18 protein-coding genes, 2 tRNA genes, 1 pseudogene and 1 other annotated feature are annotated in these 25,342 nt (G+C 53.0%); of the genes and pseudogenes, 5 read left to right on the top strand and 16 right to left on the bottom strand.

Annotated elements, in window-relative coordinates:
• Positions 1 to 106: 106 nt before the first annotated feature.
• The 10 genes from PUR_RS20010 to PUR_RS20055 form a co-directional block, all read right to left on the bottom strand.
• The gene (locus PUR_RS20010) at positions 107 to 2,119 is read right to left on the bottom strand and encodes an S-layer homology domain-containing protein (protein WP_179036757.1); all 2,013 of its coding nucleotides are present in this window, start codon (positions 2,117 to 2,119) and stop codon (positions 107 to 109) included.
• Positions 2,120 to 2,232: 113 nt separating this feature from the next.
• Positions 2,233 to 3,081, bottom strand: coding sequence for a tyrosine-protein phosphatase (locus PUR_RS20015; RefSeq protein WP_232101578.1), 849 nt, complete (start codon positions 3,079 to 3,081; stop codon positions 2,233 to 2,235).
• Between the two features lie 36 nt (positions 3,082 to 3,117).
• Positions 3,118 to 3,747, bottom strand: a complete 630-nt coding sequence (gene yihA / locus PUR_RS20020; RefSeq protein ID WP_179036759.1) for a ribosome biogenesis GTP-binding protein YihA/YsxC — start codon at positions 3,745 to 3,747, stop codon at positions 3,118 to 3,120.
• A 21-nt stretch (positions 3,748 to 3,768) separates the two neighbouring features.
• On the bottom strand, positions 3,769 to 6,132 hold the full coding sequence (lon, locus tag PUR_RS20025; protein WP_179036760.1) for an endopeptidase La: 2,364 nt from the start codon (positions 6,130 to 6,132) through the stop codon (positions 3,769 to 3,771).
• A gap of 163 nt (positions 6,133 to 6,295) precedes the next feature.
• Entirely contained in the window at positions 6,296 to 8,005 is a 1,710-nt protein-coding gene (lonB, locus tag PUR_RS20030; RefSeq protein WP_179036761.1) for an ATP-dependent protease LonB, read from the bottom strand.
• A 185-nt stretch (positions 8,006 to 8,190) separates the two neighbouring features.
• Positions 8,191 to 9,318 carry a flavodoxin-dependent (E)-4-hydroxy-3-methylbut-2-enyl-diphosphate synthase gene (ispG, locus tag PUR_RS20035; RefSeq protein ID WP_179036762.1) on the bottom strand — a complete coding sequence of 376 codons (1,128 nt, stop codon included), beginning with the start codon at positions 9,316 to 9,318 and terminating at the stop codon, positions 8,191 to 8,193.
• 160 nt (positions 9,319 to 9,478) lie between these two features.
• Positions 9,479 to 10,735: an ATP-dependent protease ATP-binding subunit ClpX gene (gene clpX / locus PUR_RS20040; RefSeq protein ID WP_179036763.1), complete on the bottom strand. Its 1,257-nt coding sequence runs from the start codon at positions 10,733 to 10,735 to the stop codon at positions 9,479 to 9,481.
• Positions 10,736 to 10,746: 11 nt separating this feature from the next.
• The gene (gene clpP, locus PUR_RS20045) at positions 10,747 to 11,337 is read right to left on the bottom strand and encodes an ATP-dependent Clp endopeptidase proteolytic subunit ClpP (protein WP_179036764.1); all 591 of its coding nucleotides are present in this window, start codon (positions 11,335 to 11,337) and stop codon (positions 10,747 to 10,749) included.
• Between the two features lie 203 nt (positions 11,338 to 11,540).
• Complete coding sequence (gene tig / locus PUR_RS20050) at positions 11,541 to 12,881, bottom strand: trigger factor (protein WP_179036765.1); 1,341 nt, start codon at positions 12,879 to 12,881, stop codon at positions 11,541 to 11,543.
• 118 nt (positions 12,882 to 12,999) lie between these two features.
• Complete coding sequence (locus tag PUR_RS20055; protein ID WP_179036766.1) at positions 13,000 to 13,881, bottom strand: hypothetical protein; 882 nt, start codon at positions 13,879 to 13,881, stop codon at positions 13,000 to 13,002.
• 198 nt (positions 13,882 to 14,079) lie between these two features.
• On the opposite strand from PUR_RS20055, the gene PUR_RS20060 reads away from it, so the two are divergent.
• Positions 14,080 to 14,153: transfer RNA gene (locus PUR_RS20060), tRNA-Arg, on the top strand.
• A gap of 838 nt (positions 14,154 to 14,991) precedes the next feature.
• Here the strand turns inward: PUR_RS20060 and pstA are convergent.
• The 4 genes from pstA to PUR_RS20080 form a co-directional block, all read right to left on the bottom strand.
• A complete protein-coding gene (gene pstA, locus PUR_RS20065; RefSeq protein WP_179036767.1) occupies positions 14,992 to 15,873 on the bottom strand; it encodes a phosphate ABC transporter permease PstA in 882 nt (293 codons plus the stop codon).
• Positions 15,874 to 16,815, bottom strand: coding sequence for a phosphate ABC transporter permease subunit PstC (pstC, locus tag PUR_RS20070; RefSeq protein WP_179036768.1), 942 nt, complete (start codon positions 16,813 to 16,815; stop codon positions 15,874 to 15,876).
• Positions 16,816 to 16,900: 85 nt separating this feature from the next.
• Positions 16,901 to 17,758, bottom strand: a complete 858-nt coding sequence (locus PUR_RS20075; protein ID WP_179036769.1) for a phosphate ABC transporter substrate-binding protein — start codon at positions 17,756 to 17,758, stop codon at positions 16,901 to 16,903.
• A gap of 63 nt (positions 17,759 to 17,821) precedes the next feature.
• Positions 17,822 to 19,258, bottom strand: coding sequence for a stalk domain-containing protein (locus PUR_RS20080; protein WP_179036770.1), 1,437 nt, complete (start codon positions 19,256 to 19,258; stop codon positions 17,822 to 17,824).
• A gap of 242 nt (positions 19,259 to 19,500) precedes the next feature.
• Between PUR_RS20080 and PUR_RS20085 the strand changes: the two genes are divergently transcribed.
• The 3 genes from PUR_RS20085 to PUR_RS20095 are packed head-to-tail and all read left to right on the top strand — an operon-like array spanning position 19,501 to position 22,068.
• On the top strand, positions 19,501 to 20,232 hold the full coding sequence (locus PUR_RS20085; RefSeq protein ID WP_179036771.1) for an ABC transporter ATP-binding protein: 732 nt from the start codon (positions 19,501 to 19,503) through the stop codon (positions 20,230 to 20,232).
• On the top strand, positions 20,229 to 21,317 hold the full coding sequence (locus PUR_RS20090; RefSeq protein WP_179036772.1) for an ABC transporter permease: 1,089 nt from the start codon (positions 20,229 to 20,231) through the stop codon (positions 21,315 to 21,317). Before PUR_RS20085 ends, PUR_RS20090 begins: the two co-directional genes overlap by 4 nt.
• 58 nt (positions 21,318 to 21,375) lie before the next feature.
• Complete coding sequence (locus PUR_RS20095; RefSeq protein WP_179036773.1) at positions 21,376 to 22,068, top strand: TetR/AcrR family transcriptional regulator; 693 nt, start codon at positions 21,376 to 21,378, stop codon at positions 22,066 to 22,068.
• A 95-nt stretch (positions 22,069 to 22,163) separates the two neighbouring features.
• On the opposite strand, the gene PUR_RS25875 is transcribed toward PUR_RS20095, so the two are convergent.
• On the bottom strand, positions 22,164 to 22,265 hold the full coding sequence (locus PUR_RS25875) for a sporulation protein YjcZ (RefSeq protein ID WP_197970100.1): 102 nt from the start codon (positions 22,263 to 22,265) through the stop codon (positions 22,164 to 22,166).
• Positions 22,266 to 22,350: 85 nt separating this feature from the next.
• Positions 22,351 to 22,573, top strand: a binding site (T-box leader).
• A 42-nt stretch (positions 22,574 to 22,615) separates the two neighbouring features.
• Between PUR_RS25875 and PUR_RS26635 the strand changes: the two are divergent.
• Positions 22,616 to 24,483, top strand: a pseudogene (locus PUR_RS26635) (arginine--tRNA ligase).
• A 779-nt stretch (positions 24,484 to 25,262) separates the two neighbouring features.
• Here PUR_RS26635 and PUR_RS20105 read toward each other — a convergent pair.
• Positions 25,263 to 25,336, bottom strand: a tRNA-Arg gene (locus PUR_RS20105).
• Positions 25,337 to 25,342: the final 6 nt, after the last annotated feature.

Consider the following 25,342-nt stretch of genomic DNA (forward strand, 5'->3'; position numbering starts at 1 on the left):
AACCGTTTCTCGTAGAAGTAGCTGACCTGTTCTAAGCGCGAAGCTTATTATTTGCATTTGTTAAAAATACCTCCTCTCACCTGCATGAGAGGAGGCCGGTAATTACTTATTTGAAATTGATTGTACGGTAGATGATGACTGCAGCTTCGGCCCGTGTAGCTGTATTATTCGGATTAAATTTGCCGGAATTACCGATAATCAAACCTTTGCTGGCTGCAAAAGCAACCCCATCCTTGAGCGAAGAATTAATCTTCGCGGAGTCCGAGAAGACGCTGAGAGCCGTTGCGGAAGTTCCGCTGTCCTTCAAATTATGAACGGATTTGAGAGCACGGGAAATCATTGTTGCCATTTCGGCCCGTGTAATCGTGGCGTTCGGATCGAACTTCGAAGCGCCGCGTCCGTTAATGATGCCCTTCTCGGCTGCAACGGCAACATATGGCGCGAACCAGTCGGTCTTCTTCACGTCACTGAAGGTGTTAACAGCCGAGCTATTATCCAGGTTCAGCGCACGGATGAGCATCTTCGCGAACTCGGCGCGGGTAACGCCATTCTTCGGAGCGAATTTGCCGCCGCCTACGCCTTCAATCGCGCCTTTAGCGGCTACTACCTGAATTTGTCTTCCTGCCCAGGCTTGGACTTTACCGATGTCGTTGAAAGATACCTTGTTTTCAACGACTACGTAGGAAGAGAAGGTATCGCGCGGCTCAACGATGAATTCACCGTCAAGTACGCCGCCTTGGAACTGGAGAGCCCCATATACGATCTTCGTTACGGACAACAGTTCTTTATCCAACCCGTCTGTATTTTTAAGCGGAAGCTTGATCGTAATTGGCTGTTTAAATGTCGATGTCGAGACACCGCCAACCGTCAGTCCGAATTCATATACATCGGATGCCAGCTTCAAGGAAGTAACGGAAGTCGCCACAGAAGGATCGGCTTTCGTAACGGTCAATGTCACGGCTGCGTCAAACTGGGATACCGGAATCGTAATAGTCACGCCGTTAAAGGTAACCGCGATATTGGCAATGCCGTTAGCTTTGGCCGCATCGATAATCGCTTTGGAGAGTGGAACTTCCACCGTTGCTGCATTCACCGTACCGAGGTTAAGAGTCAGTGTGGTTCCTGTCTTGGCAGCGGCAAGCGCCTGAATCGCTTTGATTACATCAGCGTCAACCAAAGCCACTGTCGCTTTGCCGTTAGTTACGGTAACGAGCTTGGAGGCGTCGAATACTGCTACATCGGTAGATGGTGTTGTAGTCGTTCCACCGATAATACTTCCGCCTGGAATACTACTGCCTGGAGTGCTGTCAGTACTGTCAGCAATACCAAGCCCGAATGCACGGATATAAGCTTGGGCGAGCGCCTGTGCAGCCGGTTTTGCGGAAGGGATGGCAACGTCCAGGTTATAGAGCGCCGTCTTTACATTCGTCGGGGTAATTCCGAGGCCATAAACCGCTTGGCTAACCGTTGTTGCCTGCTGGGAACCGGTCGCATGGTTAAGAACTTTGTCATAGGCTTGTTCGAATAGAGTTTCGGAAGCGGAAGGATCATTAATAATCGCTTTCAGTTCGCTTTGTGTTTTGCCGGCCAGCAGTGTGCGGAGTTCAGCCTCAACACCGGAGGTTCCAAAGAAAAACTCTACGAAATCGTCGATGCTCAAATCATTTACTTTAGCTTTTACAGCAATATCGTCCAGCAGGTTCGCATATTCGACATTCGTCTGAATTTTGTTGATCGCGGCGTAATCACCCTGATACACATCATAGACCACGCTGGTAGCGCTTTGGAACAAATGATACGAAGTTGTCGTTTGCGTTCCGTCAAGCTGAAGTTTATTCAGAATCGGAGCAAAGATTTCCTCGTATTTTGGCTGAGAAAGAGCGTTGATATCTTTGTAAAAGGCTTCAAGCTTACTCCAATCTTCGTTTTGCAAGTTAGCGTAAAGTGTAATAAGCTTCGCCTTCACCTGAGCATTGGTTACTGTGGTTGCAGCCGAAGCCACGTTAACAAATCCCAATTGCTGAGCCAATCCTTTGCCGCTGAGCGGAAGTCCCGCTACGGATGCCGCCGCCATGCTTACCGCAAGGGTCGATACGGCCAGTTTCTTCTTCAATGTCACTCTTCATCCACCTCTTATGTATTAGTATTTGATAAATCCCAGTGCCATGTACCCATTTGTGCAAAATTTAACAAAGTCATGAATCTTATTCTATCATTATATAAAAATTTTGGTTAGCTTTTTCTGAAAAATAATCCGAAAAAATTATGACGTTTTTTTCCTGGTCTCTCAACAATTCTCTGATCTATCGGAAAATTTCCGACAATATTCTGCGCATTCTTGCGAAAATAGTCTGAAGTCTCCCCCCCTAATAGTTTGTCAATCATCTCATAGGCCTGATATAGACCAAAAGACCTAGGTCCTACGTTGTGGGCATCAGAAGCCAATACATGAATCGTATTCCGGCGGCATAATTCTAGCGACAGCTTCTGCAGCTTGCCTCCGAATACGCCCGTCAAACTCTGCGCCGTCAACTGTCCAAGAGCTCCGATTTCGACCAGTCTTTGAAGGCGTTCCGGATGAGCAGCAATCTCGGCATTGCGTTCCGGGTGGGCAATAACGGGCACGTAGCCTTGAATGACCAGCTCATGGCACAGCTCTTCCATTCGGCTTGGCACCCTTGATGAAGGCATTTCCAGCAGGATATAACGCGAGGAAGCCAGCGGCAATAATATCCCACTCTCCAAGTCATCAAGCAGATTACCGTAAACCCGAATTTCCTGGCCTGGAAGAACGTTCAGCGGTATGCCCTCCAGACGGAGCTTCTCATTCATTCTTTCTACCCCATCCAATACGCTATCTGCCGGATTCAGATATTGGCCATTGGCATGATGGGGTGTTGCGACGACGGTATGAATACCGTCCTTATGGGCATCCCGGGCCATGGCAAGAGCATCTTCCCAATCGGATGCGCCATCATCTGCAAAAGGCAGGATGTGACTATGAATATCGATCATAATCATTTTATCGACCCTTTCACTTAAAATTTGTAGAGTATTAATAAAAAAAAACAACCATTTCACTTGGAAATGGTTGCCTGATATCATCCTGCACATAGCTTACTCATTTTCGGCGTTCAGGTCCGCCTCTTCCTCCGGTTCCTCCGTGGCAATCTGACTCTCGATCAGCGCCCACAGCTCGTCTTTTCCAAGACCAAGTTCCGAAGAAAATGGAATAAAGCTTTCGCCTGGAAGCACCCCGAGCGCTTCTTTCATAATCTTGATATGCCTCGGCAGCCGGGTCTTCGGGATTTTGTCCGCTTTGGTCGCGACGACGCACATCGGGATGTCATAGTGCTTCAACCATTCGTACATCATCCTGTCGTCAGCGGTCGGCGGGTGGCGAAGATCGAGGACGAGCAGCACCAGCTTGAGGGTCTCGCGTTCGGCCAAATATTTCTCCACCATCTTGCCCCAGGCCGCACGTTGGACCTTGGATACTTTGGCGTAACCGTAACCGGGAAAATCGACATAATACATAAGATCATTAATACGGTAATAGTTCATGTGCTGCGTCTTGCCCGGAGTGGAGCTGGTGCGGGCCAGATTCTTGCGGCTAATCATTCGGTTGATCAGGGACGACTTCCCCACATTGGAGCGCCCTGCCAGAGCAATCTCCGGCAAGGCGTCTTCAGGGTACTGACTCGGGCCGACGGCACTGATGATAAACTCGGCATTGGTTACTTTCATTTGACTTCCTTTCTAAAAAACCTATTGCAAACTTTGGACGGGATGATCTGCGATCTTCGCCGCCTGTTCCACAAGCGCGTGGTGCAGCACCTGGTCCATATGGGAGACAGGCACGAATTCCACGTCATTCTTCACGCTCTCTGGAATTTCTTTCAGATCCCGCTCGTTATCTTTGGGGAGCAGGATTTTTTTGTAGCCGGCGCGGTGAGCGGCAAGCGACTTCTCTTTAAGCCCGCCAATCGGCAGCACCCGACCGCGCAGCGTAATCTCGCCCGTCATCGCCACATCCTTCGAGACTTGACGCTTCGTGAGGGCGGATACTAACGCCGTTGCGATTGTAATGCCTGCCGAAGGTCCATCCTTCGGAATCGCGCCTTCAGGAATGTGAATATGAATATCGTTCTTTTCGTAAAAATCGGACGGGATGCCAAGCTCATCCGCCTTGGAACGCGTATAGCTGAATGCGGCCTGCGCCGACTCCTTCATGACATCGCCCAGTTGACCGGTCAGTATGAGCTTGCCGCTTCCCGGCAACACCGTTACTTCAATCAGCAGCGTATCTCCGCCCACCTCTGTCCAGGCCAGGCCGGTTACCGTGCCGATTTGGTCTTCCAGTTCCGCCATACCGTAACGGTATTTGGCCGTTCCGAGGTAATCCTTGACGTCATCGGGGGAAATGCTGACGTTCTCCTTCTCTCCCGATACAATCTGCTTCGCCGCCTTCCGGCATAGCGCGGCAACCTGCTGCTCCAGGTTCCGGACGCCGGATTCCCGCGTATATTCGCGGATGACGCGGAGCAGCGTACCTTCCTCGATCGTCAGTTGGCCGTCCTCCAGCCCGTGATTCTTCTTCTGCTTCGGCAGCAGATAGCGCCCTGCGATTTGCAGCTTCTCAAGCTCCGTATAGCCGGGGATATACAGCATCTCCATCCGGTCAAGCAGCGGACGCGGAATATTGTGCACGGCGTTGGCTGTGGTCACGAACATGACGCTCGACAGATCGAACGGAATCTCCACGAAGTGATCGCTGAATGTATTATTCTGTTCCGGATCGAGAACCTCCAGCAGCGCGGCGGATGGGTCGCCGCGGAAATCGGAAGCCATCTTGTCGATTTCGTCGAGCAGGAAGACGGGATTGAGCGAACCCGCCGTCTTCATGCCCTGGATGATCCGCCCAGGCATCGCGCCCACATACGTCCGGCGGTGGCCGCGGATCTCCGCTTCATCGCGCACACCGCCAAGGGAGATGCGGACGAACTTGCGGTTCAGGGAACGTGCGATCGACCGCGCCAGCGAAGTTTTACCGACGCCCGGAGGACCGACGAGACAGAGGATCGGGCCTTTCAGCTTTTTGACAAGCTTCTGAACGGCAAGGTATTCCAGCACCCGCTCTTTCGGCTTATCCAGTCCATAGTGGTCTTCGTCGAGCACCTGCTCGGCCTTGACGATATCCAGATCGTCCTCGGTCCAGTCGTTCCAGGGAAGGCTGAGCAGCATTTCCACGTAGTTGCGAATGACGCCGCCTTCTGCGGAGCTTGCAGGCATTTTCTCAAGCCGGTCGATTTCCTTGTCGATCTTTTCCCGAACCCGTTCCGGCAGATCCTTCTCCTCGACCTGGGCACGGAGCTCCTCGGCTTCGCCGGCCCGGCCTTCCTTGTCGCCAAGCTCCTTCTGGATCGCCTTCATTTGCTCGCGCAAGTAGTATTCCTTCTGGGTCTTTTCCATTTGCTTCTTGACGCGCTGGTTGATTTTGCGTTCCAGCTCCAGTACCTCGCGCTCATTGCCCAGAATATCCAGCAGCTTCTCCAGACGCTTGCGCACGTCGATCGTCTCGAGAATTTCCTGCTTCTCCTTGATCTTCAGCGCCAGGTGGCTTGTGATCACATCGGCGAGACGTCCGGGCTCTTCGATATCCGATACCGCAGCGAGCGTCTCGGGCGTTACCTTTTTGGATAATGTAATATAATGTTCGAACTGGCTCAGCACGGTGCGCATCAGAGCGTCACTCTCGGGATCTCCGTCCGGCTGCTCGGGCAGCTCGCGCGCCATAACCTCGTAATATTCTTCATTATCGGTATAGTGAATGATCTCGGCACGTTCGACGCCTTCCACAAGGACACGGATGGTGCCGTTGGGCAGCTTCAGCATTTGCCGAACATTCGCGACTGTACCGACCCGAAAAATATCTTCCTGACCCGGCTCTTCAATATTGACTTCGGATTGTGAACAGAGGAGGATCAAATTATCTTCTACCATCGCTTTTTCCAGCGCTTTAACCGACTTCTCGCGTCCCACATCCAGATGGAGGACCATGCTGGGATACACTAGAAGACCTCTGAGCGGCAATAAAGGAAAACGACGACCTTTAGTCAGTTTGGATACCATCGCTTTCGGACCTCCAATCGCTCTCGTGTGTGTCATATCGTTGTTTTTATATTTTATCAAAAGCGGCATCAAAACACCAACGGGCCGCACAAAGCGGCCGGTTGGCGCAAAATGAGTATAAACGGGCACTTAGCATATTGACCGGTTAACCTTCGGGACGGCCTTAAAGATTGGCGCTTTCTCCCGACGCGTCCGCCTTCAGCAGCGACGGTGAGGCCGCAAAGGTCTCGCCGGCAACGGCGGGCAAGCGAATATCTTCGAGATGGGCGCCGAACAAAAGGCGGAAAGCCTCTTCCACCGTCTCGATGGGAATGACTCGCAGAGGGGACAGATCGGCGAATAGCGACTGCCAATTCTCCTTGGGCACGAGCACCGTCGTGGCGCCGGCCTGCAAGGCCGCTTCCACCTTGGCAATTACGCCGCCGACCGGCTTCACTCTGCCATGAATGCCGATCTCTCCGGTCATTGCCACCGTGTTGTCCACCGGAAGGCCCCGGATCGCGGACACGATCGCGACCGCCATCGCCACGCCGGCGGAAGGTCCGTCAATCGGCGTGCCGCCGGGAAAGTTCACATGTATATCATATTGGTCGGGCGAAAGATTCATGTTCCGGAGAACGGTCAGCACATTCTCAACCGATCCTTTCGCCATGCTCTTACGGCGTATGGTACGCGAGCCGCCGCCGATTTCCTCTTCGTCGACGACCCCGGTAACGTTCAGTCTGCCGATTCCGTTAAAGGCGGGGGCCGCCGAGACTTCGATTTCAAGCAGCGTTCCCATACCTGGTCCGTAGACCGCCAGCCCGTTTACCACCCCTATTTGCGGCTCGGAAGGAATCTTGCGCTCGGTGCGCAGCGGCAGCTGGCTGCTGCCCGCAACCCATTCCACATCGGCCGCGCTCAAAGTATCGCGATTCTCCGTGAGCGCAAGGCCTGCCGCAAGCTGAATCATATTAACCGCTTCGCGTCCGTTCGTGGCATACTGCTGCACGACGGAGACGGCTTCCGGACTTGGCTTCAGCCCGATCTTCTGAATCGCGTCCCTGGCGATTACCGAGATTTCATCCGGCAGCAGAGGCCGGAAATAAATTTCCATGCAGCGCGACCGGAGCGCAGGGGAAATCTCCTGCGGCGAGCGCGTTGTGGCGCCGACCAGCCGGAAATCAGCGGGTAGGCCATTTTGAAAAATATCGTGGATATACGCCGGCGTATTCCCGTCCTCCGAGTTGTAATAGGCGCTCTCCAGCAGAACCTTGCGGTCCTCCAGGACCTTAAGCAGCTTATTCATCTGAATCGGATGCAGTTCCCCGATTTCATCCAGGAACAGAATGCCTCCATGCGCCTTCGTAACCGCCCCCGGCTTGGGCTGAGGCACACCCGCCACGCCCATCGCTCCGGCTCCCTGGTAGATCGGATCATGCACCGAGCCGATCAGCGGATCGGCGATACCCCGCTCGTCAAAACGCGCCGTCGTCGCATCGATTTCCGTAAACCTGGAGTCCGCTTTAAAGGGGGAGAGGGGATTCTTTTTCGCCTCCTCCATTACAACCCGGGCTGCCGCCGTCTTGCCCACTCCTGGCGGACCATAGATGATGACGTGTTGGGGGTTGGCGCTGCACAGCGCCGCCTTCAGCGCCCGCAGGCCGTCCTTCTGCCCGACAATATCCTTGATCGAAGCCGGGCGGGTCTTCTCGGCCAGCGGCTTGGTCAGCGAAACCGCCCGCATCTTCCGCAGCTTCTCCAGTTCCTTGCGTGATTCCCGCTCCACCGCCGTCTTGTTCGTCTTTTGTCCCCGCAGCAAATTCCAAAAGTAAACGCCGATGACCAGCGCGAAAAATAGCTGCACGACCATCAGCAATAGACTCAGTTCCATATGTCATCCTCCCTTTCATTCACTCTGCTACTAGGTAGTATAGCCGTTTCCGTAAGGGCTAAACGCATGTAGCAGATTTAAGGCGGGACAACGTGATGGATTTGAGTCCATGAAACGATAAACGCACTTTAAAAAAACGGCCCCTCCCGCACCGGGAGAGACCGCAGCCATATGATTTATAAGAATTATTTCCCCGTCCCCATGATGGACTCATAATGAGCCTTGCGGCCGGGAATTTCCCCGGTGGCTTCATAATGGACAACAATAGCGTCGATCTCTTTCTTGAGCTCGGACAGCAAATCCGTCTCAGGAACTTTGCGGATCATCTCACCGTATCGGAACAGCAGGCCTTCGCCGCGCGCTCCGGCAATGCCGATGTCGGCTTCCCGCGCTTCACCGGGACCGTTCACCGCACAGCCCAACACCGACACCTTGATCGGCACTTTGAGCTTGGAAATATACTCTTCGACTTCATTGGCAATGGAGAACAGATCGATATCAAGCCGTCCGCAGGTCGGACAGGAAATGAGTGTCGCGGCATTCGCGATCAGGCCAAAGGTCTTCAACAGCTCGCGCGCCACTCTGACTTCCTCCACTGGATCGGCGCTGAGCGAAATCCGCACAGTATTGCCGATTCCCATGGAGAGCAGGGCGCCGATTCCCGCGGAGCTCTTCACCGTACCGGCGAACAGCGTGCCCGATTCGGTAATGCCCAGATGCAGCGGGTAAGGAATCACTTCAGCCGCCTTGCGGTAGGCTTCAATCGCCATCGGAACGTCTGAAGCCTTCAGCGACACGATAATGTCGTGAAAGTCCAGTTCCTCCAGAATTCCGATATGGTACAGAGCGCTCTCCACCATCGCTTCCGGAGTCGGGTAGCCGTATTTCTCCAGCAGGTGATTCTCAAGTGAACCGGCATTGACGCCGATGCGAATCGGAATCCCCTTATCCTTGCAGGCTTGGACAACCGCCTCGACTTTCTCGCGCCGTCCGATGTTGCCGGGGTTGATTCGTACCTTGTCGATACCGTTCTCAATCGCCAGCAGGGCCAGTTTGTAATTAAAATGAATATCCGCAACGAGCGGGATATGAATCTGCTGCTTGATTTCCTTGATGGCCGCTGCAGCCTCTTCGTTATTGACTGTGACCCGTACTAGCTGACAGCCCGCTTCCTCCAGCCGAAGAATCTCGGCTACCGTCGCTTCAACATCCGCTGTCTTGGTCGTGCACATGCTTTGGATGACAACCTCATTGTTTCCGCCAATTGTGATCCCGCCTACATTGACGGGACGCGTCTGATGTCTGAGAAACATGGTTTCTTCCCCCATAACGCCAAAGCTCCACCCCCTCCGCTCCCGCTAAGACAGACGGGGGGCGGAAGAAGGTGGAGACGTAAGGCTAATATTGTAAAGGCCGCAATACGAGAAACGGATGCTCTCCTCAAAGGAGAAGGATGCAGTCGTTCCTTCGTATTTACGCACTTTCCTCTTGTTTCTTGTCTTTCTTGAGGTTCAGTTCAGGCAGCGCCTTCTCATGAACGACCTTCTCCGTGATGACACAGTCCTTGATGTCGTCGCGGGAAGGCACTTCGTACATTACATCCAGCATAATGCTCTCGATAATGGCGCGAAGTCCGCGTGCACCGGTATTGCGCTTGATCGCTTCCTTGGCGATGGCTTCCAGCGCCTGCGGTTCGAATTTCAGCGACACATTGTCCATTTCCAGCAGCTTGGCGTACTGCTTCGTCAATGCGTTCTTCGGCTCGGAAAGAATGCGCACAAGCGTCTTCTCGTCAAGCGGCTCCAGTGTCGAGATAACCGGCAGACGGCCAACAAACTCTGGAATCAGTCCGAATTTCAGCAAATCCTCAGGCAGAACCATCGACAGATATTCGCCTGCCTTCAGTTCCTTTTGGCCGCCTTCGGATGCGTTGAAGCCGATGACCTTCTTACCGACACGGCGTTTGATCAGCTGTTCCAGTCCGTCAAAAGCACCGCCGACGATGAACAGAATGTTGGTCGTATCAATTTGAATAAATTCCTGATGCGGGTGCTTCCGTCCGCCCTGCGGCGGCACCGAAGCGACTGTTCCTTCGAGAATCTTCAGCAGCGCCTGCTGAACGCCTTCGCCGGAAACGTCGCGGGTAATCGACGGGTTCTCGGATTTACGGGCCACTTTATCGATTTCATCGATGTAGATAATGCCGCGTTCCGCTTTTTCAACATCATAATCGGCAGCCTGAATCAGCTTCAGCAGAATATTCTCGACGTCTTCGCCGACATAACCAGCTTCCGTCAAAGAAGTTGCATCCGCAATCGCAAACGGCACATTGATGATCTTCGCCATCGTCTGAGCCAGCAGCGTCTTACCGGAGCCCGTCGGACCGAGCAGCAAAATATTGCTCTTCGTCAGTTCAACGTCTTCGATTTTGCTCTGGCTGTTAATGCGTTTGTAGTGATTGTACACCGCTACGGACAACGATTTCTTGGCTTGGTCTTGGCCAATAACATATTGGTCGAGAATGTCGCGGATTTCCTTCGGCTTCGGAATATCCTTCAGATCCAGCTCCTCCTCATGTCCGAGCTCTTCTTCCACGATTTCCGTGCACAATTCGATACATTCGTCACATATATAAACGCCAGGTCCGGCTACAAGCTTGCGCACTTGTTCTTGCGATTTTCCGCAGAAGGAGCACTTCAGCTGTCCTTTTTCATCATTAAATTTAAACATTTAACCACCCCTTAGGATTTGATCGGTGAAGCCAGAACCTCGTCAATCAGGCCGTAAGCCTTCGCTTCTTCCGCACTCATGAAATTGTCGCGATCCGTATCGCGCTCGATTTTTTCAAGGGGCTGTCCGGTGCGATCTACATAAATTTGATTGAGCTTCTGTCTCGTTTTGAGAATCCAGTCCGCGTGAATCCAAATATCAGACGCCTGACCTTGAACGCCGCCAAGCGGTTGGTGAATCATCACCTCGCTGTTGGTAAGCGCATATCTCTTGCCCGGCGCCCCGGCGGTTAACAGCAGCGATCCCATACTGGCCGCCATCCCAACACAAATAGTAGATACATCTGGCTTGATATATTGCATCGTATCATATATACCCATGCCGGCTGTTACAGAACCACCGGGTGAATTGATGTACAAGTTGATGTCCTTTTCAGGGTCCTCGGCTGCCAGAAAAAGCAATTGGGCAATAACCAGATTGGCAACATCATCATCAATTGCGTTGCTCAGGAAAATGATGCGGTCCTTGAGCAATCGGGAGTAGATGTCGTAAGAGCGTTCTCCTCGATTTGTCGATTCCACAACCATTGGTACCAGACTCATGCCACCAACCTCATTTCTCTATATATAATTAGTCTTGCCTTTTCAGAAGTATTTTAACACGTTCAAAGCGCAATGTCATTTTTTCACTTCCTGAAGGCTTTTCTTTCATGAAAATAAGGCACGTACCATAAATATACGTGCCTTATCGCTTGAGTATGAGGCCCGAAACAGGCCGCTCTGGTTATAACGTATTAATCGCCGATTTATTCGGCGCTTGCTTCTTCCGATTTCTCGGCCGCTTCTTCTGCAGGAGCTTCAACTTCCTGGCTGTTCTCAACGAGGAAATCGATGGTCTTGCGAAGGGAGATCTCGTCTTTCAGGCTGTCGAGCGATCCGTTCGCCGTAAGAATACCGCGAATTTCTTCAGCGGAGCGTTTGTAAGTCTCAGCCATTTTGGAGAGCTCTTCTTCAAACTCCTCATCGGAAACCTTGATGTTCTCTTCCTTGGCGATCACTTCGAGAACCAGATTGTTGCGGACGCGTTTCTCCGCATCATTCTTCATTTGTGCGCGCAGATCGTCCTGAGTTTGGCCCGAGAAGCTGAGGAACATGTCCATGTTCATGCCTTGCTGACGGAGACGCATGTCGAAATCGCGAACCATGTTCTGAACTTCGCTGTCGATCATGGCCTCAGGGATTTCCACTTCCGCATTGGCAGCGGCTTTGTCGACAACGGCGTTTTCTTTCACGCCTTTCAGCTCTTCCGCCTTGCGGGATTCCAGTTGTTTCTTCAAGTCTTCCTTGTATTCGGCCAGCGTTTCGAACTCGCTAACGTCTTTCGCGAACTCGTCGTCCAGTTCCGGAAGCTGCTTGCGTTTGATTTCATGCAGTTTCACTTTGAATACAGCCGGTTTGCCAGCAAGATTCTCGGCTTGATAGTTCTCCGGGAAAGTCACTTCCACGTCCTTCAAATCGCCGGTAGCCATACCGATCACTTGATCCTCGAAGCCCGGGATAAAGGAGTTGCTTCCCAGCTCAAGGGAGTGACGCTCCGCTTTGCCGCCTTCAAAAGCTTCACCGTCAACATATCCGTCGAAATCGATTACGGCGATGTCGCCGCTCGCTGCCGATTCGTCTTCGATAACCGCAAGCTCAGCATGACGCTCTTGCAGGCGAGTCAGTTCAGCGTTCAATTCTTCGTCCGTCACTTCGGCTTTTTGCACGGGAACTTCAATTCCTTTGTACTGGCCGAGAGTCACTTCAGGCTTAACGGTAACTTTCGCTTTGAACTTGAAGGATTGTCCCTTGCCGAACTGCTCGATATCCACTTCAGGACGGTCTACAGGGAAGATGTCGGCTTGTTCAACCGCTTCGCCGTAAGCTTCAGGCAGCAGAATGTCGATGGCGTCTTGGTAAAGGCTCTCCACGCCAAAACGGGATTCGAAAATCGGCCGCGGCACTTTTCCTTTACGGAAACCAGGTACGTTTGCTTTCTTAACGACTTTATTAAAGGCTTTGTCGAGAGCTTGCGCTACACGCTCAGCGTCTACTTCAACTTCAAGAACGCCAAGGTTCTTCTCTATTTTTTCCCAAGTTGCTTTCATGTTATACTTTCCCCTCCAAAATTGGTTCGCATATCACGCACAGAATAACCATTATATTATATAAAAGATTATTATACTTTTCAAGTAGTGTTATGCGTTTTCGCTTCGAGATACGGGGTTACAAAGGCTTTCCCGCAAAACTGTTAAGCATCCGGTAAGCCTGTTCAAATGGAAATCGCATGCTTTCGGTGATGCCATACATCGTTCTGGTCTCTTCCTCATTTCTTGTTCCGTTCAGCGTTTCGGAAACCGTCTGATGCAGCGCTCCCGCCCATAAATCCAGCACTCCGTCTTCGCCGGTCAGTATCGAATAATAGGCCTCCGAGCCGTAGATCGACATCATAAACTGCCCCCACAGCTCCTGCGCAAAATAATACAAAGTAGGCTCATGCGTCTCCGTCTGCTCCGCGACCCGTTCCAGCACCTGGGCAACCTGCGGAGGAAAATCATCGTTCTGCAAAGGAACTTGTTCGATCTCCACCACGACGTTCTCCGAGCCTCTCTTCAGCTCAACGGCCCCTTGGACGCCCCGACGGCGAAGCGTCTGCATTGTCCGGAATTGCAGAATGGGATGAATCCCCGGTTTCTGAACCCAGTCGGTCAGGGCATAATCCACCTCTTCTCCTTCAAAAAAAGACAGCTGCTCCAGAGCAAGCAGCGTCGCTTCCGACAAAGGCTCGTGCATGACCCGGTGCAAAAGCTTGTTCGCGTAGTCCGCATCCTCCTGAAGCTTGGCTTTTGCCATCTGCCGGGCCATCTCTTGTGCGCCCATATCTTCTTCGTGAGCAGGCGACTCGCCGACATATTCGCCCTGCGATGCGTAAGGAAACGCCGCCTCCAGCCAATCCAGCAGCGATTGCCACTCCTCGTAGTGCCGCTCTTCCTGCCCCTGGCACTGCAGCAAAAATCTCAGCAGTCCGATGGCTTCTCCGTAACGCTCACTTTCCAGCATGACCGTCAGTTGGATCTGATAATAGTCCAGCGTCTTTGGAAAAAGCACGATATTTTCTTTAGCGGGGGAATTGGAATTTCGAATGAGGGCACCTCCTTCCTGATTCTCCAAAACGTCTCAGTTGATGATTATAGCATACCCTGTGATTGCTTTGTAAAAACAGGTTGAACATCCACCGGTATTATGGTATTATAATTTTTGCTTGCTTTTCAGTATTATAAGTTCCACTGCTTTAATCTTTAATATGTCCCAGTAGCTCAGTTGGATAGAGCATGCGCCTTCTAAGCGCACGGTCGGGGGTTCGAATCCCTCCTGGGACGTCAAATGCCTTCCCTCTCGGGAAGGCGTTTTTTTGCGTCCGGGGTGAGAACCCCCGAATGGGTTCGTCGGAGCGACGCATCGTAAGCTTCCGCTTCGCAGTCAGACCGTAGGGCTGTACCCCTCCTGGGACGTCAAATGCCTTCCCTTTCGGGAAGGCGTTTTTGCGTCCGGGGTGAGAACCCCCAAGGGAGGCTTCAGAGCGACCAAGGTCGTGGCTATCCGTGAGGCCCATCTGGACGTAGGAGAAACGCTCGATCTCACACAGGCAGTAGAATCATAAACGGGAAAACCTCCCTTTCATTTCCGAATAATTGGGCCGGCCCGCCTCATGAACGGGAAAAACTCCACCTTATTGGCGGCATTTTCTTCGGTTTGGGCAAAAGCGCCTGATTAAGGGGGAGAAATTCCCTCCCAGGCTTGTCAAAAGGTCCATTTCATCAAAATAAAAAGGAGAAATTCCATTTCACTCTCCCTCAGGTCCCTGGCTATCCAATAATTTGCAGCTGACCACAGTTCCCAAACGTGTACTCAGGCCAACCAAGGACAACCGCACCTCTCGGTAGTTTCCGATTCTTCATATACTTGTAGCACACCCATACTTAAAACCTCACAGGCTCTCCCATAGAACCATAACTCACCAAAGTGTTAACCGCTGGAACAGGAATCTGAGGCAGGGAAACCGGTGTAACCTTCTGCTTCATAGGAAAAGGCTGTCCCCGGTTTTAAACTGAATAGCTCCCCTTTAGATCTACAGGTTTTTTTTACCTGTCTATCTAAAGGGGAGCATATTAGTGAGAGACAGCCCTTTTTTGCGTCAAGGGATAAAGATCCCGGGAATTACCGCCCGGTCCCGCGCTTGACCCACCACAGCGGCGCGCGGAACGCCAGATTGATCAGCAGCACGACGATGACGAGCACGGCTGCGGATTTGTCGGCGATCTGCCGGGCGTCCTCGACAATCGCTTCCGATTGCACATACCATAAATGCACGGCCAGCGTCTCCCCCGGGGAGAACAGATTGAAGTCCCACATTTCCCCCGAAGTGCTGAGGCCCGCCGTCAGGATAATCACGGCCGATTCCCCGAACGCCCGGCCGGCCACCAGGCAGATACCCGTAATAATGGACGGCAGCGCGACCGGCAGAACGATTTTACGGATGCAATAAAATTTGGTCAGACCCAGCGCGTAGCCCGCCTCGCGCAGTTCGTCCGGGACGGCCCGAACCGCTTCCTCCGTCACCCGCGCCAGCATTGGCAGATTCAGCAGCGCCAGACTGACGCCGCCCCCCAGAATGGTCAGACCCAATCCGAAATACTCCGCAAATATCGCCAAACCCAGGAGTCCGAATACAATGGAAGGCACGGACGACAGCGATTCCACGCAGATCCGCAGCGCTCCGGTAAAGGCGTTGTCCGGCGCATATTCCGCCATGTAGATCCCTGCACCCAGTCCGATCGGAATCGAAATGACCAGCGAGATCAGCAGGATATAAAAAGAATTGAACAGCACGGGGCCGATGCCGCCGCCGGTATCGATCTCCTCGGGCTGGCGAATGAGGAAGGAGAAATCAAACCCAGGCAACCCTTTGCTCAAGATGGTGAACAGTAGCCAAAAAATCAGCAGCATAACCAGAGCCCCGAGGCCGTAGAAGCCGTAGGTCGCCAGCTTATCGCGCCGGATGGACCGGGCGGTTTGCCGCGAACGGGAGAATCCGTCCATCTATCCTTCCCTCCTTTTGCGTCCCAAAAACCGGACAACCAGTATCAATAAAAATGAAATCAGCAGCAGTAGAAAAGCCATCATATGCAGGGCATAGTTCCAGGTGGAGTCGAATTCCACGTTGGAAATCTGCATCACGATGTTGCTTGTCAGCACCGACGCCGGGGTAAACAATGTCTTGGCCAGCTGCGGCGTGTTGCCGATCACCATAACGACGGCCATCGTCTCACCGATCGCGCGCGTCATCCCGAGAATGACCGCTGTAAGGATGCCTCTGCCGGCCGCAGGCAGCACGACGCGCATAATGACCTGCAGCCGGGTAGAGCCGAGCGCATAGGCTGCATCACGGTATTTGCGCGGCACGGCGGTGATGGCATCGTCGCTGATCCGGGCGATGGTTGGCAGCACCATCAGCGCCAGAACGAGCGCCGCGGCCAGCAAGCCGTCTCCGAGGCTTTCCCCGCTGACGCGGCGAAGAAACGGCAGGAGGACGGTCAAACCAAGATAACCGTATACAATAGAAGGAATGCCGACCAGAAGATCAAGAACCGGACGGATCAAGCGTTTGAGCCAGGACGGCGCGATTTCGGCGGTCAGCACCGCCATGCCTACCGATATGGGAACCGAAATCAGCAGCGTGAGCGCGGTAAGCGACAAGGTGTTCACAATAAAGGCCGCCGCCCCGAATCTGTCCTCCTCTGGCGTCCAGTCGAACGAGAGGAAGAATTTTGCCGGCGCGACCTGCCCGAACAGCAACAGCGCCGTTTTGCCGATAAAGAGAATGACAAGCGCCAGCACGAAGCAAAGCGCCAATATACTGAACAAGAAATAATAGCGGGCGGCGATATTCGCAATCGAATGCCGGAGATGGCGTCCGCTGGAGACCGCCTTATTCTGAAAACTTTTTACCGCAGGGTTCGGATCATAGGATCGTTGTACCATGCTATTTCCTCCTATAAAAAACCAGCCCCGCATTCGCCGGAGGCTGGCCGTATGATGACGCTCTTCCGAAATATTTTGCCTAAATCTACTTCATCGCCGAAATCGGAATGAACTTGAGCTTTTTCAGCGAACCCTGTTGGAACTTCTTGCTTTGGACGTAATCGATAAAGGCCTTAACAGCACCGGTCGGCTGTCCCTTGGTCATGTAGTAGCCGTATGCCCAAATCTTGTAGGAACCGTTAATGACGTTTCCGGTGGTAGGTTCTACGCCGTTGAACTTGACGGCTTTCACATCGCCGCTAACGTAGACCAAATCGATATACCCGATGGAGTTCGGAGTTGTTGCAACGGCTGTCTTCATATCGCCGCTGGATCCAGCTTCTTTATAGTTTTTCTCTTTCTTCACAATTTCGCCGCCCGCCAGAGCCTTGGCCTGGTAGTTGACGCGTGTGCCCGAACCGAAAGCGCGGGTAATAACGACGATGTCCGCGTCCGAGCCGCCGACTTGCTTCCAGTTCGTAATTTTGCCGGAGAAAATGCCTTTAAGCTGTTCGGTGGTCAGGTTGTCTACACCGACATTTTTATTAACAATGGTGGCAAAAGGAATGACCGCAACCTTGTTCGCTACTTGTCCGCTGAATGCTTTAAATCCGGGAACGTCGATGCTGGCATCCCAGTCGCACGCGCCGATGTCGGCGATGCCTTTCTTGACAGCTTGCGGGCCGGTAACGGAGCCTTTGCCGGAAGCGGCGATTCTGACCTTCGGATTCAGCTTTTGAAATTCCTTGGCGGCCTGCAGCGTCAGCGGCAGCAGAGCCGTCGATCCGTTAACTGTGATTTTACCGGACAGCGATCCCGCTGCAGATGCCGCTCCCGCAAAAGATGCCGTAACAGCAAACACGGCAGCCAAAGCTGTAAACGTGATTTTTTTAAACAATTTCATGATTTATTCTCCTCTCGGCTCGAAGCCGCTATAGTATGTGTCGGTCGTCCTGCAAAAAGCGTCTTATCTCGTCAGCTGTACAGCCTTGCCGTTCTCGATTTCCACCAGCTTGCCGCCTGTGATCACAGCCAGTTTGCCGCCGTCAGCCGAAACCGAGACTTCGGAAATGTCGGCCTTGGTGCGGAACAGTTCTTGTGCCGATCCGGAGACCGGAACGGAATAAATGCGGGAAGTGCCGTCCGCCGCCGTTCCTGATGCGATAATTCCGCCGCCTGCGGCTTGCGCCCAAGTTACCTCAATATCCAGCGCAATATTGGCGGCTGTGCCGTCCGGTTTAACCGTCTTCAGTGCATTGGCAGTTTTGCCTTCCGGATCAGCGCTTAAGTAGACTACCGTCCCGTCTGCCAAAATTTCAGGGTACAGCTTGTTGTCGTCCGAGGTGGTCAAAGCGGCCGGTTTGGCATCCTTTGTAGCCAGGTCGAGCTGATACAGCTGTTCTCCCGCCTTGCTGTAATCGATCGTCAGGGAATCTTCCGTGCTGTCGGCATCATTTTTGGCTGATCCGGTAATGTTGACGATGTAAACCGCTCTCTTGCCGTCCGCGGAAATGCGCAATTCGGATTTGTTCTCAACCTTATCTGCCAGCAGTTCCTTTACGGTACCGGTATCCACTGAAATCTGCGAAATCTTCTCCTGCTTGTCCCCTTGGATATAATAGATGCTCGTGCCATCAGCCGACCATGTAAGGTCTGTCTTGGTGGCGGTATCCGTTCCGAGAGGTTTCACTGCTCCCGAAGTCAAATCGATTACGTACAGCAGGCCTGTCTCATCCGTGAAAGCGCCGTAACGCCGGTCGGCCGAAACCGAGAAATCGGAGGCTCTTTCGTCGCTGGAAAATAATCCGTAGCTGCCCGGATTCGCCGCAAACTTATAAACCTGCGCCGTTTCTCCTTCCAGGTTCGCCAGAACCGTTCCGTCTGCGGCCCAGTGGAGCGTATCGAATTCGCCTTGCGGCCGCGCTGCGCCAAGAATTTGGAGCGGGCTGCCAAACAGTTCGCCGCCAAGACCGTATACAATTGCGCTAAGTTCAACGTACAATTTGCCGCCGGATACCGTCGGAGCCGTCGTGAAATTCCGCTTCTCGCCGTCCAGCGAATAGCTCTTGGAGCCGGCCTTCAATTTGATCGTATGTAATCCTGCTCTGTCTTTCAGCACCAGGCTTCCCGACTCATTAGCGATACTTGCGCCGAGAGAAGCGGCCAGCTGGCTGATTGAATATAGCTTATATCCACCGGCGTCGACCGTTTTGAATGTAGTCTGTGCGCCGTTTACCGTCCAAGCCTTTACTCCTTCTTTGACTTTTACCGCCGCCTTGGCGGATGTTTTAACGGTAGGCGTCTTTCCGCTGCCCGGGCCTGCCGCCGCGTACACGCTTGCTTCGCCTACAGATACTAGAAGCGCCGAAGCCATAAGTACGCTAAACAACTGATTTTTTTTCAAATGGATTCACCCTTTTCATATAGGTAACTACTAATGTTATTTTCCGCCCTGGTTGTAAAATCTGTTGCCGAGAAATATTTGGTAATTATGAAGTTGTCCTCATTTTTCACGTGTTATCTGCCGGAATCCGGCACTTTTGTCAACTCAGGATTAACGCAGGAAAAAGATTTACAATCGGCGGTCTCTCGTTTATTATAGTGAGTGAGTACTCACTCATTTTAATAAAGAACGGAGAGATTCATATGAACCGGGAAGTCCCAGTGATTACGGTGAATCATATTCGCAAAGCATTCGGAAGCAAAGTTGTCCTGGAAGACATCAGCCTTGAGGTCCTCAAAGCCGAGACCTTCGGCCTACTCGGACCCTCCGGCTCCGGAAAGACGACACTGGTCAGGCTGCTGACCGGAATCGATGAAGCCGACTCAGGCGAAGTACATGTGCTGGGGGTGAAAGTTCCCAAGCTTTCGCTGCTCTCGCAAATCGGCTATATGGCCCAGTCCGACGCCCTGTACAGTGAGCTGAGCGCCAAGGAGAATCTTGAATTTTTCGCTTCGCTGTACGGATTGAAGAAAGAACAGAGAAACCGTCGAATCAAGGAAGTCATGGAGATTGTGGGTCTGGAAGAGCATCTCCGCAAAAGGGTCGATCAATACTCCGGGGGGATGAAACGCCGGCTGTCGCTGGCCATCGCGCTTCTGCACGAGCCGCCGCTGCTTATTCTGGACGAACCGACGGTCGGCATCGATCCGGTGCTGCGCTTGTCCATCTGGAAGGAGCTTAAAGCTCTGAATGAACGGGGAACGACCATAGTGCTCACGACCCATGTCATGGATGAAGCCGAAAAATGCGACCGGCTCGGCATGATCCGGGAAGGCCGTCTGCTTGCGGAGGACACTCCCGCCAACTTGCTTATGGCTACAGGCTCGTCTTCCATTGAAGAAGCATTTTTATATTACGGAGGTGTCCGTTCATGAGAATCCGCGCGCTTACGCTGCGTATTTTGCGGCAATTCATTCACGACAAAAGAACGATGGCTCTCATGTTCGCCGCCCCCCTGCTCGTTCTCAGCCTGATGAGCCTGGTGTTTGGCGGCGATGCCTATAAGCCGAATATCGGCGTGTCGGGTCAAGCGGCCGTCTTTTCGGAAGCGCTGGCCAAACATGACGCCCAGGTTGTGAAGTATAACTCGGAGGAAGACGGCGCCCTGGCACTGAAGAATGGAGAAATCGACGCCCTGATCTCAATCGACAGCGGTGCTCCGAAGGTCATTTTGGAAGGAAGCAATCCGGCGGCCAATCGGGCGGTAATGCAGGCATTGGAGCAGGTGACAAGGGACCTGGGGGCAACCGGGTCAGCTCAGTCTCAGGTTCAACAGACACAGGGACAGCAGGCGCAAGGACAGAAGATGCAGCCTTCCGCCCAGCCGCAAATCAGCTATCTGTACGGCTCCGCCGACATGAAGACCATCGACCGGTTCGGACCGATTATGATCGGCGTATTCGTCTTCTTTTTCGTCTTCCTGATTGCAGGGGTCTCCTTTCTCCGGGAACGGACGACGGGAACGCTGGAGCGCCTGCTCGCCACCCCGCTTAAACGGTGGGAAATCGTCATCGGCTATGTCTGCGGCTTCGGTATTTTCACCGTGTTTCAGGCTCTGCTCATTTCCTGGATCTCCATTCAGGTACTGGGCATTATGATGGCCGGAAGCTTCGGCTATGTTCTCCTGATTACGCTGCTGCTGTCGATGACGGCCCTGACCCTCGGTACGCTGCTGTCGGCGTTTGCCGGAAACGAGCTGCAGATGATTCAGTTCATTCCGCTAGTCATCGTGCCGCAGATTTTTCTTAGCGGATTGTTTCCGCTCGACACGCTTCCAACATGGCTTCAACAGATCGGATATGCCACTCCGTTATACTATGGGGCGCAGGCGATGATGAATGTGATGATCCGCGGGAAAGGCTGGAATTCGATTGAAAATGATGTGTATGTGCTGATCGCCTTCTCGCTTTTGTTCATGATCCTGAACGTGCTTGCCCTCCGCAAACACCGTAAAATGTAACTTGGGTTCTCCTATATGGTACGATAAGCAAACAGAAAACGTCTGGAGGGTTGCCATTATGGCAGAACATTTTTCTGCTGACAAAGATACGGAGCAGTGGGCTCTGGAGCTGCTTGCCCTTGGCGGTGATGAGAAAATGACGCCGAAGCAAGTCGCGATTTTGCAGGCGGCCGTGGATGTGTTTGCGGAAAAAGGCTATGCGGGCGCGGCGACCAGCGAAATCGCACAGAAGGCTGGGGTGGCGGAAGGAACGATTTTTCGCTATTACAAGACCAAGAAAGACCTACTGCTGTCCATTGTGGGACCGACGATGAGCCGCCTGCTCGCCCCTTTTGTCATGAGAAACTTTGGGAATTTGCTGGATAAGTCTTTTGATAGCTACGAAGACTTTCTCCGCTCCCTGATCCGAAACCGGCTGGAATTCGCCCGGAAAAATTTTAAAATCCTGCAAATCCTGATTCAGGAAATCCCCTTTCATCCAAAGCTGCGCGAGCAGTTCATGGAGGATATTATGAGCAAGGTATTCGAAAGGGTTTCCGCGCAAGTTGAGCATTTTAAGCAAAAAGGGGAAATCATTGACGTTCCGGCGCCAACCGTTATCCGCTTTACCGTGTCCGCGACCGTCGGCTACATTATGACCCGTCTGCTGCTGCAGCCGGACAAGGATTGGAACGACGAGGAAGAAATCGAGCTGCTGATCCGGTTCATCTTGCATGGAATTGCAGCAGATCCGGGAACTCGGGGCGTCTGAGAGCATACCTGCAAAGGCGGCTTATACTTCCTTATATTTTCAAAAAAAAACCCGTCAGGCCCTGTGCCCGGCGGGATTTTAACGTTACGCGAAAGTTACACCCACAGAGACTTTGTGATGATGACCAGCAAAATGAACAGTACGAGAATTGCGGTTGCGGATGTAAAACCAGCGCCATATCCTCCAGCTTCGCCCATGAAAAACTCCTCCTCTCAAGTAGAGTACGTCACCAGATTATGCAGCGACTGCCACATTCGTCTGGGGGTTTCGGCAAGTAAATGAAAACAGTCGATGATCGGGAGAGTAATGAAGGGCCTCTGATGCCCAGCGAGCCGGGATGGTGGAAGCCGGCGGCAGACCTTCATGAAGCGCACCCGGGAGACGGACTTCCGAAACGAAACCCGGTAGGAAGCCCCGGCACAGATCCGTTATCCTGCAAAGCGGCCAGACCTTCCGGTCCGGCAAGTAGAGTGGTACCGCGAGAACTCAAGTCCTCGTCTCTTTTTGAGACGCGGGCTTTTTTTATTTTCTGAAGGAGGTCGTGAGGATGTTAAACCGGTTAATTCAAACAGAGATTGAGCAAAGCGTAATACGTGTTATGGAGCGTCTGGGGGCGGAGATTCCCGAAGAGCTGTCCGTGGCTGTGGAGCGGCCCGTGAACCCGGACCACGGCGATTATTCAAGCAATATTGCCATGCAGCTTGCCAAAAAATTGCGGAGACCGCCGATTGTCATTGCTGGGCTGATTCAGGAGGAATTGGAGTCCGCGGGTCTGGCGGAGGGCTTGGTGGAAAAAGCGGAAACGGCTGCCCCCGGCTTTCTAAACGTTCATATCTGCTGGAGCGCGTGGGCCGGACGCCAATTTGCGCCGCCTCCGGCGCCGGATGAAAAGGTGGTTATTGAGCATACCTCCGTCAATCCGAACAAATCCATGCATATCGGCCATCTTCGGAATTCCTGCATCGGCGATACGCTCGTGCGCATGTTAAGAAGAATCGGCTATACGGTCGAGGTCCACAATTATATAGACGATCTGGGCAACCAGCTCGCGGATACTGTCGTCGGTCTGCTGAATGTGCCTTTGAGCGGAGAGCATGTCCGTTTCGGCGATTACTGCTGGGACATTTACTCGGCAATTAATAGAGAGTATGCAGTGAATCCGGAGATGGCGGCGAAACGCGCGAAACGCTGCATGAGCTGGAAGAAGGGACGGGAAACGTCGCCTGGCTCGGGAGCCTGGCCGCCGAACGGATCGTTCGGGAACATGTGGAGGAGATGAAGCCGTTCGGCATCGAATACGATCTGCTCGTCTGGGAAAGCAGCATTGTCAGGGAAGGCTTCTGGTCGGCGGCATTTGAGCGGCTGCGGGAGACACCTTTCTTTTATCGGGAAACCGAAGGCAAGCTTGCGGGCTGTTGGGTGCTGAAGCAGGGAACGGAACAGGGAGCACAGGATTCGGAGCATATTACGGATAAGGTGCTGGTGCGCTCGAACGGGATTTTGACCTATACGGCCAAGGATATTGCCTACCATCTCTGGAAGTTCGGACTGCTGGGTAAGGATTTCACTTATAAAAAGTTTGAAGAGGGGCTGTACACGACGACGGTAACGGGAGGAGAGCGTCTGCCGCTCGGCGGAGCCGATATCGTCATTAACGTCATTGATTCCAGGCAGGAATATCCTCAGACCATGGTCAAGGAGGCGCTGCGGGCGCTGGGATATTCCGCTCAGGCTGACAAGCTCCATCATGCTGGATACGGCGTTGTATCCTTGAGTCCCGCTTCGGCTGCCGATCTTGGCATCGACATTTCGGACGGCAAAGCCTCATACGCCATGTCCGGACGCCAGGGGATCGGCATCAAGGTGAGTGATTTGATCGGACTTGTGGAGGACAGCATTGAGCGGAACCGCGCTGATAAAAGCGGACTGCCCAGCCGCACAATCGCCATCGCCGCGATCCGCTACTACCTGCTGCGCTTCAACCTCGGAACCGAGGTGGTGTTCGATCTGCGCCAGGCGACGGAAATATCCGGCAACACCGGCGTGTATTTGATGTATTCCTATGCGCGCGCGGTCAGCGTTCTGGCCAAAGCGCCGGATACGGCCCCGGATAAGGCATCGGAAGCTTGTATTTGTATGCCGGACCCTATGGAAAAAGCCGAGGCCGCGCTGCTGCGGCAAATCGCCTTTTGGCCGGATATGCTCTACACGGCGGGACGGGAGCTGGCGCCGAATGCCATCTGCAGTTATGCGCACACGCTCGCCACCCTGTTCAATAATTTTTACTCCGCCTGCCCGATCCTAAAGGCCGAGCCGGAGCGGCAGCGCTTCAGACTGTGGCTCGCCCGGAAATTCGCCGATACGCTGAAGGACGCGCTTGATTTGCTGGGCCTGCCTGCGCCGGAACGGCTGTAAGGCTGCCGCTGACTGCGAGGTGGCCGCTTCGGGTCTGGCAGAGAAGCCGATTATGCGAGAGGTTACGATCCTCTCAACAGCCCCAATCAATGGCTCCGCCCAGTGCCGTTGTCTGTTCGACTCCGGCTCACCCGGCCGTTTTACTCTAGTTCAACCGTGTGCACTGCTCAGCCTGGATCTTACCTTGTGTAAAGACCCAGATCCATCAGCGAGAGAACACTTAGGTTCTATCGTGCACACCTTACAGGCTGGGCCTAAGCTTGTGTAAAGACCCAGATCCATCGGCGACACCACTCAGGTATCTTTGCCGTCCAACTTCGGTTCCTATCGTCCCGCATTACTCAGGTTTAAACGTCTGCACGATCTGGTTCCATCGCCCGCTCCACTTTTATGTAAAAATCGGTTTTTTAGTAGACGCAGTAACTGATTTTCGCGCGGGGAGCGGACGAAGTGGAATTCCTCCCGTTAATTTGCATAAAAAGAGCCTGCAGCAGAGATAGACTGGAATTTCTCCCGTTAAATCTGCCGATTCGGCCTGAAATGAAGTGAAATAGTTTAATAAGCTGGAGGTTTTCCCTTTAAAAGGGGAAGAAATCTATTTTAAAGGGAAATAAACGGGGGGTTTTCCAGTTAAATCAAAGGTAATACGTCCCAAGAGGGATACAGCCCAGTCGGGCTGACTGCGATGCCGTTGCTAACGATGTCTATGCTCCGACGAACCTCCGGGGGGTCTCTTCCCTGTACGCAAAAAACCTTCCCGAAGGAAGGCTTTTTGCGTACGTCCCAAGAGGGATTCGAACCCCCGACCGTGCGCTTAGAAGGCGCATGCTCTATCCGGCTGAGCTATTGGGACACAAAG

It is taken from the genome of Paenibacillus sp. URB8-2, from assembly GCF_013393385.1.
In the GTDB taxonomy this organism is placed as follows: Bacteria; Bacillota; Bacilli; order Paenibacillales; family Paenibacillaceae; genus Paenibacillus_AQ.